The organism is Thermanaeromonas toyohensis ToBE, from assembly GCF_900176005.1.
Classification (GTDB): domain Bacteria; phylum Bacillota; class DSM-521; order Neomoorellales; family Neomoorellaceae; genus Thermanaeromonas; species Thermanaeromonas toyohensis.
In genome coordinates this window covers 3,281,298-3,294,489 of sequence record NZ_LT838272.1, presented here as the reverse complement: position 1 = coordinate 3,294,489, position 13,192 = coordinate 3,281,298, and the positions used below count along the sequence as shown (strand labels likewise).

17 protein-coding genes and 1 pseudogene are annotated in these 13,192 nt (G+C 51.7%); all 18 read left to right on the top strand.

Annotated elements, in window-relative coordinates; translation table 11 throughout:
- The 18 genes and pseudogenes from B9A14_RS16625 (at window position 1) to B9A14_RS16540 (ending at window position 13,103) form a co-directional block, all read left to right on the top strand.
- Entirely contained in the window at window positions 1–555 is a 555-nt protein-coding gene (locus tag B9A14_RS16625; RefSeq protein ID WP_084666921.1) for a manganese efflux pump MntP, read from the top strand.
- Window positions 556–575: 20 nt separating this feature from the next.
- Window positions 576–1,064: a low molecular weight protein arginine phosphatase gene (locus B9A14_RS16620; RefSeq protein ID WP_084666920.1), complete on the top strand. Its 489-nt coding sequence runs from the start codon at window positions 576–578 to the stop codon at window positions 1,062–1,064.
- Window positions 1,065–1,262: 198 nt separating this feature from the next.
- A pseudogene (rpiB, locus tag B9A14_RS18370) lies at window positions 1,263–1,703 on the top strand (ribose 5-phosphate isomerase B); the annotation flags it as partial.
- A gap of 66 nt (window positions 1,704–1,769) precedes the next feature.
- Window positions 1,770–2,312 carry a TIGR01440 family protein gene (locus B9A14_RS18365; protein WP_084667223.1) on the top strand — a complete coding sequence of 181 codons (543 nt, stop codon included), beginning with the start codon at window positions 1,770–1,772 and terminating at the stop codon, window positions 2,310–2,312.
- Between the two features lie 75 nt (window positions 2,313–2,387).
- Window positions 2,388–3,638 (top strand): serine hydroxymethyltransferase, encoded by a 1,251-nt coding sequence (locus B9A14_RS16605; protein WP_084666919.1) that lies wholly within the window; start codon window positions 2,388–2,390, stop codon window positions 3,636–3,638.
- 121 nt (window positions 3,639–3,759) lie between these two features.
- Window positions 3,760–4,224: a ComE operon protein 2 gene (locus B9A14_RS16600; protein WP_084667222.1), complete on the top strand. Its 465-nt coding sequence runs from the start codon at window positions 3,760–3,762 to the stop codon at window positions 4,222–4,224.
- A 58-nt stretch (window positions 4,225–4,282) separates the two neighbouring features.
- Complete coding sequence (locus B9A14_RS16595) at window positions 4,283–4,591, top strand: MazG-like family protein (RefSeq protein ID WP_084667221.1); 309 nt, start codon at window positions 4,283–4,285, stop codon at window positions 4,589–4,591.
- A 17-nt stretch (window positions 4,592–4,608) separates the two neighbouring features.
- A complete protein-coding gene (wecB, locus tag B9A14_RS16590; RefSeq protein ID WP_084666918.1) occupies window positions 4,609–5,805 on the top strand; it encodes a non-hydrolyzing UDP-N-acetylglucosamine 2-epimerase in 1,197 nt (398 codons plus the stop codon).
- Window positions 5,806–5,977: 172 nt separating this feature from the next.
- Complete coding sequence (locus B9A14_RS16585) at window positions 5,978–6,250, top strand: AtpZ/AtpI family protein (protein ID WP_157110000.1); 273 nt, start codon at window positions 5,978–5,980, stop codon at window positions 6,248–6,250.
- Window positions 6,251–6,257: 7 nt separating this feature from the next.
- On the top strand, window positions 6,258–6,602 hold the full coding sequence (locus tag B9A14_RS16580; RefSeq protein ID WP_084666917.1) for a hypothetical protein: 345 nt from the start codon (window positions 6,258–6,260) through the stop codon (window positions 6,600–6,602).
- Window positions 6,603–6,627: 25 nt separating this feature from the next.
- Window positions 6,628–7,320, top strand: a complete 693-nt coding sequence (gene atpB, locus B9A14_RS16575; protein WP_084666916.1) for a F0F1 ATP synthase subunit A — start codon at window positions 6,628–6,630, stop codon at window positions 7,318–7,320.
- A 38-nt stretch (window positions 7,321–7,358) separates the two neighbouring features.
- Complete coding sequence (atpE, locus tag B9A14_RS16570; protein WP_084666915.1) at window positions 7,359–7,577, top strand: ATP synthase F0 subunit C; 219 nt, start codon at window positions 7,359–7,361, stop codon at window positions 7,575–7,577.
- Window positions 7,578–7,721: 144 nt separating this feature from the next.
- Complete coding sequence (gene atpF, locus B9A14_RS16565; RefSeq protein ID WP_157109998.1) at window positions 7,722–8,228, top strand: F0F1 ATP synthase subunit B; 507 nt, start codon at window positions 7,722–7,724, stop codon at window positions 8,226–8,228.
- Complete coding sequence (gene atpH, locus B9A14_RS16560; protein ID WP_084666913.1) at window positions 8,225–8,770, top strand: ATP synthase F1 subunit delta; 546 nt, start codon at window positions 8,225–8,227, stop codon at window positions 8,768–8,770. The genes atpF and atpH overlap by 4 nt, the downstream gene beginning before the upstream one ends.
- A 29-nt stretch (window positions 8,771–8,799) precedes the next feature.
- Window positions 8,800–10,305 (top strand): F0F1 ATP synthase subunit alpha, encoded by a 1,506-nt coding sequence (gene atpA, locus B9A14_RS16555; RefSeq protein ID WP_084666912.1) that lies wholly within the window; start codon window positions 8,800–8,802, stop codon window positions 10,303–10,305.
- Between the two features lie 39 nt (window positions 10,306–10,344).
- Complete coding sequence (gene atpG / locus B9A14_RS16550) at window positions 10,345–11,196, top strand: ATP synthase F1 subunit gamma (RefSeq protein WP_084666911.1); 852 nt, start codon at window positions 10,345–10,347, stop codon at window positions 11,194–11,196.
- 25 nt (window positions 11,197–11,221) lie between these two features.
- The gene (gene atpD, locus B9A14_RS16545; RefSeq protein WP_084666910.1) at window positions 11,222–12,640 is read left to right on the top strand and encodes a F0F1 ATP synthase subunit beta; all 1,419 of its coding nucleotides are present in this window, start codon (window positions 11,222–11,224) and stop codon (window positions 12,638–12,640) included.
- Between the two features lie 31 nt (window positions 12,641–12,671).
- Window positions 12,672–13,103, top strand: a complete 432-nt coding sequence (locus B9A14_RS16540; RefSeq protein ID WP_084666909.1) for a F0F1 ATP synthase subunit epsilon — start codon at window positions 12,672–12,674, stop codon at window positions 13,101–13,103.
- The last annotated feature ends 89 nt before the right edge of the window (window positions 13,104–13,192 follow it).

Here is a 13,192-nt window from a genome sequence, read left to right as displayed (position 1 = left end):
ATGGATAGTGTGGCAGCAGTGTTGCTAGTGGCCATGGCCTTGGGCACAGATGCTTTTTCCCTGGCCGCTGGCTTAGGGATGGCGGGCCTTAAAGGTCGGTCAGCCTTATTTTTATCCGGCTTGGTGGGATTATTACATGTAATTATGCCCTTATTCGGTTTTTCCTTGGGCCTCATGGTCGGGCGGATCCTGGGGAGATTGGCGGCGGTGGTAGGGGCTAGCGTGTTGACAGCCCTCGGTATCCTTATGCTAAGTGAAGTTCTGGGGGAAAAACGCTTACCTGGGGGTCCCTTCGGAGGGGTTACCCAGGGGGTAGGGGCGATTTTTTTACTGGCCGGCAGCGTAAGTCTTGATTCCTTGACGGTGGGGTTCGGTCTGGGCGCCCTGCAGGTAAACCTTTCCCTTACCGTATTTCTCATGGGATTAATTGCAGGTACCATGACAGGTTTAGGTTTTATCCTAGGCCGCCGGGCAGGGCGCAGGCTCGGCGAAAAGGCGGAAGTCCTGGGGGGCGTAATATTGGTGGTTATAGGGTTGAAGATGCTAGTAGGCTAAAAGGGCAGGGAGGACGAACTATGCCTGGTATCCTCTTTGTCTGCACCGGAAACACATGCCGTAGTAGTATGGCGGAAGGCTTAGGCAAAAAACTGGCCCAGGAGAGAGGGCTTCAGGTGGAGATCCTTTCAGCCGGTGTAGCAGCCTGGCCAGGAGCACCGGCTACTTGGGAAGCGATCCAGGCAGCAGCAGAATTGGGGGTGGATCTGAAGGACCACCAAGCGCGCAGCGTAGCCCCCGAATTGGTAGAGAAGGCTGACCTAATCCTTACCATGGAAGAAAGGCACAAAGATATTCTTTTGACCCGTTTTCCCCAGATAAGGGGTAAAATATTTACCCTCAAGGAATATGCTACAGGCCAGCCAGGGGATATCCGGGACCCCATAGGAGAGCCTTTAGAGATTTACCGCTCTTGTGCCCTGGAACTTAAGGAACTTATCGGACAGGCCCTGGAGAAGTTTAAGCAAGGTTGGGGGCAAGGAGAAGGAAGGGAAAGCAAGGAGTTTTAAGGTATTATAAGTACACAAGAAGCCCCCAAGACAAGATAAACCCGTAGGGAGCCCTAGAATCGAAGGGTGAAAAAGAACAAAAGGCAAGAGGGGCAATAAGAAATAATTTTATACGCAAGTTTAGTTACAGGAGGATTTTTTAACTTTAAGTCGAACATTAAATAATACTTAATAATTGCCGGGTGATTTAAAGTGAGATTGCGTATTGCTTTGGCTAGCGATCACGGGGGCTTTTCCCTCAAAGAGGAGATTAAAAAATTCTTGGAAGAAGAGGGTTTTAGCTACTACGATTTTGGTACCTACTCGCCAGAGGCCGTAGATTATCCGGACCAGGCCAGAATAGTAGCCGAGGCAGTGGCCCGGGGGGAGTTTGATAGGGGGATCCTCTGTTGCGGTACCGGGATAGGGGTAGCCATTGCCGCCAACAAAGTTCCTGGCATCCGGGCGGCCCTTTGTCACGATACTTATTCGGCCCGCGCTTCCCGGGAGCATAACGATGCTAATATTTTAACCTTAGGAGGCCGGGTTATAGGCCCGGCCCTGGCCCGGGAGATTGTGGCTGTTTGGCTTAAAGCAGGATTCCTGGGAGGTCGCCATGCCCGCCGGGTGGCTAAGATAGCTGAAATAGAAAGGGACTATGCTGGCCGTTTAGCTTCGGAAAAGGTTTCTTGCGGGTGCGAGCCAGGTAGCCTTTCTTTCCAAGATTTGGATGAACAAGATTTAACCGAACAGGTAGCCCAGGTGACGCGGGAATTTTTAAAGGTGGCCGGGCTTAAACCCGGGCAAATTTTGGTGGTCGGTTGTAGCACTAGCGAGATAGCGGGGAAGAGAATAGGTACGGCTTCTTCCTTGGAGATAGGAGAACAGGTAGTCCGGGGCTTGCTTAAAGCCACGCGCGAATACCAGGTATACTTAGCTGCCCAGTGTTGCGAGCATTTAAACCGGGCTCTGGTGGTCGAGGCCCAGGCAGCAGAAATTTATGGCCTCGAAGAAGTTACTGTAGTTCCCGTCCTTAAAGCTGGCGGAGCGCTGGCTACGGCTACTTACCGGGCGTTACATCGCCCCGTAGTCGTATCCCACATCCAAGCCCATGCGGGGATGGATATAGGCGGGACTTTAATCGGTATGCACCTTAAGCCGGTGGCCGTGCCTGTACGCTTGGAGGTTAAAACTATTGGAGCTGCTCATTTGACCTTCGCGCGTACCCGGCCAGCTTTGATCGGTGGGGAACGGGCAGTTTACCGTTAGAGGATAGTTTCCCAGCTTGGGTGCCTAATGCCGAGGGGTGGGGGAGCATAGGGTGAAAAGGGAGGCTTTACCATCATGAACCTTTTACCGTTAGAAGAGTATGATCCTGAAGTGGCAGAGGCCATTGCCCAAGAGTTAAAGCGCCAACAATCCCATTTAGAACTTATAGCTTCGGAGAATTTTGTAAGCCCTGCGGTCTTATCTGCTATGGGGAGTATTTTGACCAATAAATATGCCGAGGGTTATCCTGGCCGTCGCTACTATGGTGGTTGCCAGTGGGTGGATGTAGTGGAGAACCTGGCCCGGGAGCGGGCCTGTACCCTTTTCGGAGCGGAACATGCCAATGTGCAACCGCATTCAGGGAGCCAAGCTAATACTGCGGTATATTTAGCTGTCCTTAAGCCTGGAGATACGGTAATGGGGATGAATTTGGCCCACGGCGGCCACTTAACCCATGGTAGCCCGGTGAGCCTGTCGGGGAAATACTATAACTTTGTTTTTTACGGGGTAGACCCTTCTACCGGGTATATCGACTATGATCAGGTGGCTAATTTAGCGCGACAGCATCGTCCTAAACTTATCATAGCTGGAGCCAGTGCTTATCCCCGGATCATCGACTTCGCTAGGTTCCGGGAGATAGCCGATGAGGTAGGGGCTTTTCTTATGGTGGATATGGCCCATATTGCAGGGTTGGTGGCTGCGGGGGTACATCCTAGCCCGGTCCCCTATGCTCATTTTGTAACCAGCACCACCCATAAAACCTTACGAGGACCGCGTGGGGGACTTATCCTTTGCTTTAAGGAGTATGCTGGACTTATAGACAAGGCAGTATTTCCGGGTATACAGGGTGGGCCCCTTATGCACGTTATAGCGGCCAAGGCCGTGGCCTTCAAAGAGGCCATGGAGCCAGAGTTTAAAGACTATCAACAGAAGATAGTGGCTAATGCCAGGGCTTTGGCCGAGGCCCTTAAAAGATACGGGTTTAACCTGGTTTCCGGGGGTACAGATAACCACCTCCTTCTAGTGGACCTGAGGAACAAAGGGGTGACGGGCCGGGAGGCCGAAGAAATTTTAGGTTCTGTACGGATTACTGTGAATAAGAACGCTATCCCCTTTGATCCGCAAAAACCCCATGTTACTAGCGGTATCCGCTTGGGAACTGCCGCAGTAACAACCAGGGGTATGGACGAGGAAACTATGGAGAAGATAGCCGAGGCTATAGACCTCGCCTTATCCTATGGGAAGGAGGAAAGGAAGTTAGAACGGGCCCGCCAAATTGTGGACGAGCTATGCCGGAAGTTTCCGTTGTATGAAGGGTTAGCTTAGGCCCCGCCCGCATCGCTTTAGTTTGAAGCCCAGGGACTTTAAGAGCCGTCCTTGCGGGCCTTTTTTATTTTATGGTAAACTCGTTTTATGGTATAGTGACGGGAGGGGGAAGGATAAAACTTTGGGGCGTCTTTCTTGGGACGAGTATTTCATGGCCCAGGCTAAATTGCTGGCCTCCCGTTCTACTTGCTTGCGGCTTAAGGTAGGGTGCGTTATCACCAGGGACAAGCGTATTATAGCTACAGGGTATAACGGCTCGGTCTCTGGCGAGGTCCATTGCTCTGATGTGGGCTGCAAGATGGAGGAAGGCCACTGTATCCGTACTGTACATGCTGAAGCTAATGCCCTGACCCAATGTGCCCGTTTTGGTGTGGCCACAGAAGGGGCAAGCCTCTACGTTACGCATTTCCCTTGTTTAAACTGCGTGAAACTTATCATCCAGGCTGGGATAGGCCATATATATTATGCTACTGAATATCGTGTGCACCCGTATGCTTTAGAGCTTTTAAAGCTTAAAGGCATTGGGCTTACGCAAATTTCTGTTTCCCTAAAGGACTGGTTGGTTGGGTTAGAGGAAGAGGAGTGAAAAAGCAAATAGCGCTTACCTAATTCTTCAGGATGCCTGCTGGAAGGGAAGAATGGCTGTGCAGCAGAAAATTATCGCCTTACCGCGGCTTAACAAGCTCACCCCCACCATGGAATCTACAGCCCTTAAGCTTATGGAGGAAGCTGGCGAATTAGCCCAGGCCATAGGTAAGCTCCGGGGCTTAAGTGGCGAAAAGGTGGAGGTAAATGAAAAAGAAGTGATGCGAACCATTACCCGGGAGTTGTTGGATGTGGCCCAGACAGCTGTATCCTTGATGTTTGTGCTGGAAGAACAATATGGGGTGGACCTCCAGCAGGCCTTACAAGAGCATGTGGAAAAACTCCGACGCAAAGGATATTTAGATTAGGGCTGGAGGCGGGAACTTTGCCACCTGTCAAGGTCCTTACCGTTTTCGGTACCCGCCCGGAGGCTATAAAGATGGCTCCGGTGGTACAAGAACTTAAAAAACATAAAGAAGAGTTCCATTGCCTGGTAGCGGTGACGGCCCAGCATCGAGAGATGCTGGATCAAGTTTTGAGGCTTTTTTCTATAGAACCGGAATACGACTTAAATATCATGCGGCCTGGCCAAAGCTTGGAGGAGATAACTATACGGGCCTTAGAGGGCCTGGTGCGGGTGCTGGACCGGGAGAAGCCGGACCTGGTTTTAGTCCATGGGGATACCACTACTACCTTTGTAGCTGCCCTGGCCGCTTTTTACCGGCAGGTGGCTGTGGGGCATGTAGAGGCAGGCTTACGCACGGGTGACAAATATGCCCCTTATCCGGAGGAAATGAATCGGCGCTTGACAGGGGCCTTAAGCGATGTTCATTTTGCGCCTACTTGTAAGGCCCGCCAGAATCTTCTCCAGGAAGGGGTACCGGCTGAGCGTATCTATGTTACAGGTAATACGGTCATTGATGCTTTAAAGGCTACTGTTCGTAAGGATTATAGTTTCACGGATCCGGTCCTAGCTAGCTTAGATTTCACCAAGCGCATAATCTTGGTTACCGCTCACCGGAGGGAAAATTGGGGAGGCCCTATGCAGGAGATCTTTTCTGCCCTGCGGGAGATAAAGGAACAGCACCCGGAGGTGGAAATTGTCTTTCCGGTTCATAAGAACCCCCGCGTTCGTGATATGGCTGAGGAAATCCTAAAGGGAATCCCCGGGGTGCATTTAATTGAGCCGTTGGATTATGAGCCTTTTGTAAACCTCATGGCTCGTTCCTATTTGGTACTAACTGACTCAGGGGGGTTGCAAGAAGAAGCTCCGGCTCTGGGCAAACCCGTGCTGGTCCTCCGGGAGGTTACGGAGCGCCCGGAGGCAGTACAGGCGGGGACTGTCCGCCTGGTGGGGACATCTAAGGAAGTTATAGTGGCGGCCACTAAGGAGTTATTGGAGGACCAAGGAAGTTATCTCAAAATGGCCCAGGCTGTCAATCCTTACGGGGACGGCCAGGCTTCCAAGCGCATACGGGGGTTCCTGCGTTATTATTTTGGCTTTGCCCTGGCTCCACCGCCAGAGTTTACCTATCTAGGTGAAGCGCAAGGGCAAGAAATAAGGGATAAGGGAAGGCTATAATAAAAGGCTATAATAAAAAACCACAAATTTTAAGGGCCCTTTAAAAGGATTTTAGATGAAAAAAGCGAATACCTACTATTCGTGTGACAAAAACTTTTAGCAAACCCTAACACTGACCTGGTAAGTTTTAATTAAGCCCAGCCAACCACCATGTATAGGGGGTAGAGGTTTTTTGAAGGAGCCCCGCTGGGCTAAAGATTACTGGAGCTATGCTAAGTATGCTAATTTGGCTTTTTCCCTAGGGATCACCTTGGGGGTAAGTATCTTTTTGGGGTTCTGGGCTGGCCAATGGCTAGACAGGCGGCTGGGCACCCAGCCTTGGCTAATGGTTTTAGGAGTGCTGCTAGGTGTTGCGGTGGGGTTTTATAGTATAGTAAAGGAGATCGGTATTCTAGGAGATGGGAAGGAGGAAAGGCCAGGCGGGAGGCAGGGACCAAAAAGTTAAGCTAGGGATGCTTATGGGGGCAGGTGTTCTTATAGGCGGAGGATTGTTCTTGAAGGAATTATCCTTTAGCCTGGGTGTCCTTTTGGCCCTTCCAGTATCTTTTCTATTTCAATATTGGCTAGAGCGGGCGGTGGAGAGAACAGGTCACCTTTCCCCCGGGAGGGCTTATTACACTTTTTTAGCTCGTGCTCTAGCGCGGATGAGTGTAAGCTTCTTTCTTTTAGTTTTAGCGGCAGTAAAGGGTCCGGCTTTTCTTTTGGGTGTTCTGGGAGGGCTTATTCTGCCCATGCTGGCTTACCTTGCGGAGGCAGTAACCCTTTTTGTCCCGGCCCTTAAGAAAAGCCGGCTTTAGTTGTGAAAGGGAGGGGGGATAAAAAATGATGGCTGAGAAGCTCCATGAACTAGCTGCTGTTATGGAACATGTCCGACCCCATGTGGTTTTCTACTTAGGGCCTATCCCGGTATATTCCACGGTAGTAAATACCTGGATTGTGATGGTCATTCTCTTTGTAGGGGTCTTTTTCCTTACCAGAAAGCTGCAATTTATCCCCCGTGGGCCCCAGCATCTTCTGGAGATGGTCCTCCAGTTTATATTGGGGCTTTTGGAAGAGACCATGGGCAAGGAGGGCCGTAAATATCTTCCTCTAGTGGCCACCCTTTTTATCTTCATCTTAAGCTTAAACCTCTCTTGGTTTATACCTGGTATGAAGCCGCCCACCATGGATTTAAGTACCACAGCGGCCTTCGGGGTTACCACCATAATCCTAGTTCAACTTATCGCTATAAAGAAAAAAGGGCTTAAAGGGTATATAAAGCATTTCTTCTCCCCTGCGCCCTTTTTGTTCCCTCTAAACGTGATAGAAGAGATGGTCAAGCCCGTTTCCCTCTCCTTACGTCTTTTTGGGAACATGTTTGGCGAAGAAATGGTGGTCACTATACTAGCTATTCTAGTACCTTTCCTGGTGCCTACGCCGGTTATGCTTCTAGGGGTTATTATGGGTTTCATCCAGGCCTTTGTTTTTACCCTGTTAACCGTGACTTATATAGCTAACTTCATCCACGGCCACTAAATTTTAAGGCCGTAACCAAGCTAAAAGGAGGGTAAAAGATGCTCGGATTTATCGGTGTAGGCTTAGCCATTGGTATGGCAGCCTTGGGGTCAGCCCTGGGACAAGGTAATGCAGCTGCCCGGGCGATGGAAGGTATCGCTCGGCAACCCGAAGCCTCAGGGGATATCCGTACAACCTTGCTTCTGTCCCTGGCCTTTATGGAGGCCCTCACTTTGTTCTCCTTTGTTATAGCTATTCTCATGTGGACCAAACTGTAGTAGGCGAGGAGGGGTGGACAGGCGGACTTTATAAGGGCTAGTCGTTCCTTGCCTGTCCCCCTGGACCATCGCTTGCAGGTAAAAGGTGGTTTAGCTAGGGTTAGGCCTTTGGCTAAAGTTAGGCGGGTCGAAGGGGGGTTCCCTTTGGAGGCCATCTTTCGGGCCCTAAATTTCAACTTTTGGACTTTCCTATGGCAAGTGCTAGATCTTCTTATAGTCATGGGGGTCCTTTACCTTCTGCTATATAAGCCGCTGGGGAAGATCTTGGCCGAACGAGAGGCCAAAATAGAGGGTTCCCTGCAGGATGCACAAGCAGCAAAGGAAAAAGCGGAGAAGCTTCTTAAAGAATACGAAGATAAGCTGGCTGGGGCCCGGCGCGAGGCCCAAGCTATAATTGAGCGGGCCACCCGGCTGGGTGAGGAGATGCGGGAAGAGATCCTCGCCCAGGCACGGGAGGAGGCTAACCGTACCCTGGAAGCTGCCCGGGCAGAAATTGCGGGAGAAAAGGCTAGGGCCTTAGCAGCTATACGTGATGAAGCGGCTGGATTAGCCGTGCTGGTGGCTCAAAAGATCCTGGAGAGATCCTTGACACCGGAGGATCAGGAGAGGCTCCTAAAAGAGTCTCTACTTAAGGTGGAGAGGCTACAATGAGTTCCAGGGTAGCTAAGCGATATGCCCAGGCCTTATATTCCTTGGCCCAGGAGAGGGGTAACTTGTCCCGGGTAAAAGAAGAGTTGGGCCAAGTTGTCGAAAGCCTAGAGAAGAACGAGGACTTCCGGCGGCTTCTTTATCACCAGCTTATAGCGCCAAAACAAAAGGAGGAGCTCCTCAAGGAAGTTTTCCCCCACCTGGAGCAAGACACCAGGAGATTCTTAGGTCTGGTTTTGGAAAAGCGTCGGGAGCGCCTTTTACCCGAAATCGTCTATCAATTTAGGCGCCTGGTCGATTGGGCAGAAGGGATTGTGGAGGCTGAGGTGACGGTGGCTTTCCCTTTACCGGAAAGCCTTAAAGAGGAACTTAAAGGGAAGCTAAGCCGCTTGCTAGGTCGGAAGGTCCGCTTAAAAATCCGTCTGGACCAGGAAATCCTAGGAGGCCTGGTAGTGCGGGTGGGGGATCGCATCTTGGATGCTAGTATAAAGAAACGCCTGGAACTTTTTAAGGAAAGCTTGCGCCGGGTAGAGCTTAAGCCTTAAAGCTTTAAGTTCAAAGAGGTGAGGCCCCTTTGGGTATCCGACCAGATGAGATCACTAGTATTTTAAAGAAGCAAATAGAAGAATTTGAGGCGGAAGTAGAAGTAGCTGAGGTGGGCATTGTCACCCAGGTGGGTGATGGGATCGCGCGTATCTACGGCCTGGAGAAGGCCATGGCGGGGGAATTGCTGGAGTTTCCTGGTGGAACCTTTGGCATGGTGCTTAACTTAGAGGAGGACAACGTAGGATGCGTGATCCTAGGTCCCTATACCCACATCAAGGAGGGCGACCGGGTCAAACGGACCGGGCGCATCACTGAGGTGCCGGTAGGAGAGGCTTTGATCGGCCGGGTGGTCAATGCCCTGGGTCAGCCCATAGATGGAAAGGGACCTATCCACACCGACCGGTTCCGGCCGGTAGAATCTCCAGCACCCGGCGTAATCTACCGTCAGCCTGTTAACACTCCCCTCCAGACAGGGATCAAGGCCATAGATGCCATGATACCCATAGGCCGCGGCCAGAGAGAGCTCATTATAGGTGACCGGCAGACGGGTAAGACAGCCATCGCCGTCGATACTATCATCAACCAGAAGGGGCAGAATGTAATCTGCATCTATGTAGCCATCGGCCAGAAGGCCTCTACAGTAGCCGGTGTGGTGCGTAAGTTAGAAGAGCACGGGGCCATGGATTATACCATAGTGGTTTCCGCCACCGCCAGTGAACCGGCTCCTATGCTCTATATAGCACCTTATGCCGGGTGCGCCATGGGCGAATACTTTATGTACGAACAACACCGGGATGTGCTATGCATCTACGATGACCTTTCTAAACATGCGGCAGCTTACCGGGAGCTTTCCCTGCTCCTTAGGCGCCCGCCAGGAAGAGAGGCTTACCCGGGTGACGTTTTCTACTTACATTCCCGGCTTTTAGAGAGGGCTGCCCGCCTTTCGGATGAGATGGGCGGAGGATCCCTTACGGCCCTACCCATCATCGAAACCCAGGCCGGTGACGTTTCGGCCTACATTCCCACCAACGTTATCTCCATTACCGACGGCCAGATTTACTTAGAATCCGATCTTTTCTACGCCGGGGTGCGGCCGGCCATAAACGTGGGTCTTTCCGTGTCCCGCGTAGGCGGTGCTGCCCAGATTAAAGCCATGAAGCAAGTGGCAGGGCGGCTGCGTCTGGATCTGGCCCAATACCGGGAACTGGCTGCCTTCGCCCAGTTCGGTTCTGATTTGGATAAGGCCACCCAGGCCAGGCTAGCCCGGGGCGAGCGTATGGTAGAGATCCTAAAACAAGATCAGTACCAGCCTATGCCGGTGGAAGAACAAGTAGCTGTTCTTTATGCCGCTATAAATGGTTACCTAGATGATCTCCCGGTGGAGAGGGTACGACCCTTTGAAGCAGAATTTCTCCGGTATCTCCGTTCGCAAAGGCCGGAGGTTCTAGCTGGAATTAGGGAGAAAAAGGAGCTTACCCCTGAAATTGAGGCCCAGCTTAAGCAGGCTATTGGGGAAGTGAAGGCCACTTTTTAGATTTATAAAGGCTAATCAAGAGGGGTGAGTATAAAGACCATGCCCACCATGCGGGATCTCAAACGCCGCATCCGCAGCATAAAAAATACCCAGCAGATCACCAAGGCCATGAAAATGGTGGCTGCCGCTAAGTTGCGCAAGATACAGGATAAAGTAACCGCTGGGCGGCCCTATGGGGATAAGATCCGGCAAGTGGTGGGGCGTCTCCTGGCCAGCGGCGAAGGTGGCGTTCAGCCCTTGGCCAGGAAACGTGAGGTTCGTAAAGTGGGCTATTGTCTTATAACCGCTGACCGGGGGCTAGCCGGCGGCTATAATGCCAACCTTATACGCCTGGCCCAGGAACGCCTGGAAAAGGAAAATAGAGCTTGCGCCCTTATTACGGTAGGGCGTAAAGGGCGGGATTTCTTCCGGCGCCGAGGGGTGGAGATCCTAGCCGAGTATACAGGGGTAGAAGATGTGCCTGATTTTCTCTTCGCTCGCAAGTTAGCCCGGGAGCTAGAGCGTCTATTCCTGGAAGGTGCCCTCGATGAGATCCACCTTATCTATAGCCGGTTTTACTCTGCTTTAAGACAGGTTCCCCAGGTAGTGAAGCTTTTACCTATCTCTCCTCCAGCTGATGAAACCCCTCGGGCCCTGGAATACCTGTATGAGCCAGCTCGCGAGCTCTTACTGGCCGAGCTCCTTCCCCGCTATGTAGAGATTGAGGTATACCGGGCTCTTTTAGAAGCTAAAGCCAGCGAGCACGGAGCCCGGATGACGGCTATGGACAATGCTACGGAGAATGCAGCCGAAATGATAGAAAAACTCACCCTGTCCTTTAACCGTGCCCGTCAGGCGGCCATCACCAGGGAGATTTTGGAAGTAGTGGCCGGGGCTGAAGCCTTAAGATAATTTATAGGGCTAGCTGTACTGATTGATGGAGAAGAATTTGGGGGTGAATCCTTTGAATATCGGTCGTGTAGTGCAGGTTATTGGCCCGGTGGTAGATGTAGAGTTCCCTAATCACCTACCTGATCTGCTTAATGCTATTGTTATTAAAACCGAGGATGGCCGGATCAACCTTACCATGGAGGCCATGCAGCACTTGGGTAACAATACGGTGCGCTGCGTGGCTTTGGCTTCCACCGATGGCCTCCAGCGAGGTATGACGGCTATTGATACAGGTGGACCTATAACTGTACCTGTGGGCCGAGGCACCCTCGGGCGCATTTTTAACGTATTGGGTGAACCCATCGACAACTTAGGTCCGGTGGAAGCTACGGAACGCTTGCCCATCCACCGGCCAGCTCCCTCCTTTGAAGAGCAGGAACCTTCCACCGAGATCCTGGAGACAGGGATTAAAGTAGTAGATTTGCTAGCTCCCTATCCTAAAGGCGGAAAGATCGGCCTGTTCGGAGGAGCTGGGGTGGGCAAGACAGTTATTATCATGGAACTCATCCGTAATATTGCTTATGAGCATGGCGGTTTTTCTGTATTCGCTGGAGTAGGGGAGCGTACCCGCGAGGGGAATGACCTGTGGCTGGAGATGAAAGCGGCTGGCGTTTTAGACAAGACGGTCCTCGTTTTTGGGCAGATGAATGAACCACCAGGGGCTCGCCTCCGGGTGGGCTTAACAGGGCTGACTATGGCTGAGTACTTCCGGGATGCCGAAGGCCAGGACGTACTCCTGTTCATTGATAATATCTTCCGCTTTGTCCAGGCCGGTTCAGAGGTTTCAGCCCTGCTGGGGAGAATGCCTTCGGCCGTAGGTTACCAACCTACTTTAGCTACGGAAATGGGCGCTTTGCAGGAGCGGATTACTTCCACCAAGAAGGGCTCCATTACTTCGGTGCAGGCTATTTACGTTCCCGCTGACGACTTGACGGATCCTGCTCCGGCTACTACCTTCGCCCACCTGGATGCCACGACTGTGCTTTCCCGGCAGATAGCCGAGTTAGGTATATACCCTGCTGTAGATCCTTTGGATTCTACTTCCCGTATTTTAGATCCCAGGATAGTCGGGGAAGAGCATTATCAGGTGGCGCGAGGAGTGCAGCGGGTTTTGCAACGTTATAAGGAACTGCAGGATATCATAGCTATCTTGGGTATGGATGAGTTGTCGGAAGAAGATAAACTGATCGTAGCCCGGGCGCGGAAAATCCAACGTTTTCTCTCCCAGCCCTTCCATGTAGCTGAGGCCTTCACCGGTCGGCCGGGGGTATATGTGCCCTTGAAGGAAACCATCCGGGGCTTTAAAGAGATTCTGGAAGGCCGTCATGACCATCTCCCTGAGCAAGCTTTCTACATGGTGGGGACCATTGATGAAGCAGTAGAGAAGGCTAAAGAAATGATGTAAATAACATTAGGCAAGAGGGAGGTTAACGGCCATGGTGGAGGAAGGAAAAGGGACCAGTGGCCGGACCCTACGGTTGGAAGTAGTCACCCCAGAAAGGATTGTTTTGTCTACCCAGGTAGATAGTTTAATTCTACCCGGGGCCCTCGGTTATCTGGGGGTGTTACCTGGTCATGCTCCTTTGGTTACCCACCTTACACCCGGTGTAGTCTTTTATCGCTACCGGGGGGAGGAGAAACGCTTGGCCGTAAGCGGTGGGCTTGTGGAAATAACCGGTGATCAGGTACTTCTTCTTGCGGACACTGCGGAAAAGGCAGAGGAGATCGATGTGGAGAGGGCGTGGCGAGCTAAGGAGAGGGCTGAACAGAGGCTTAAGGAACGTCCCCCAGGCTTAGATATAGCGCGGGCGGAGAGCGCTTTAAAACGGGCTATAGCCCGCCTTAAGGCTGCGGGCCAACTTAATTAAGCCTCATATTAAGACCTAGCACCTTAAATTAGCATTTTAAGCTTCTTCCTTACCCCCTAGTTCTTCTTTAATTATTAGTCCCGTTTAAT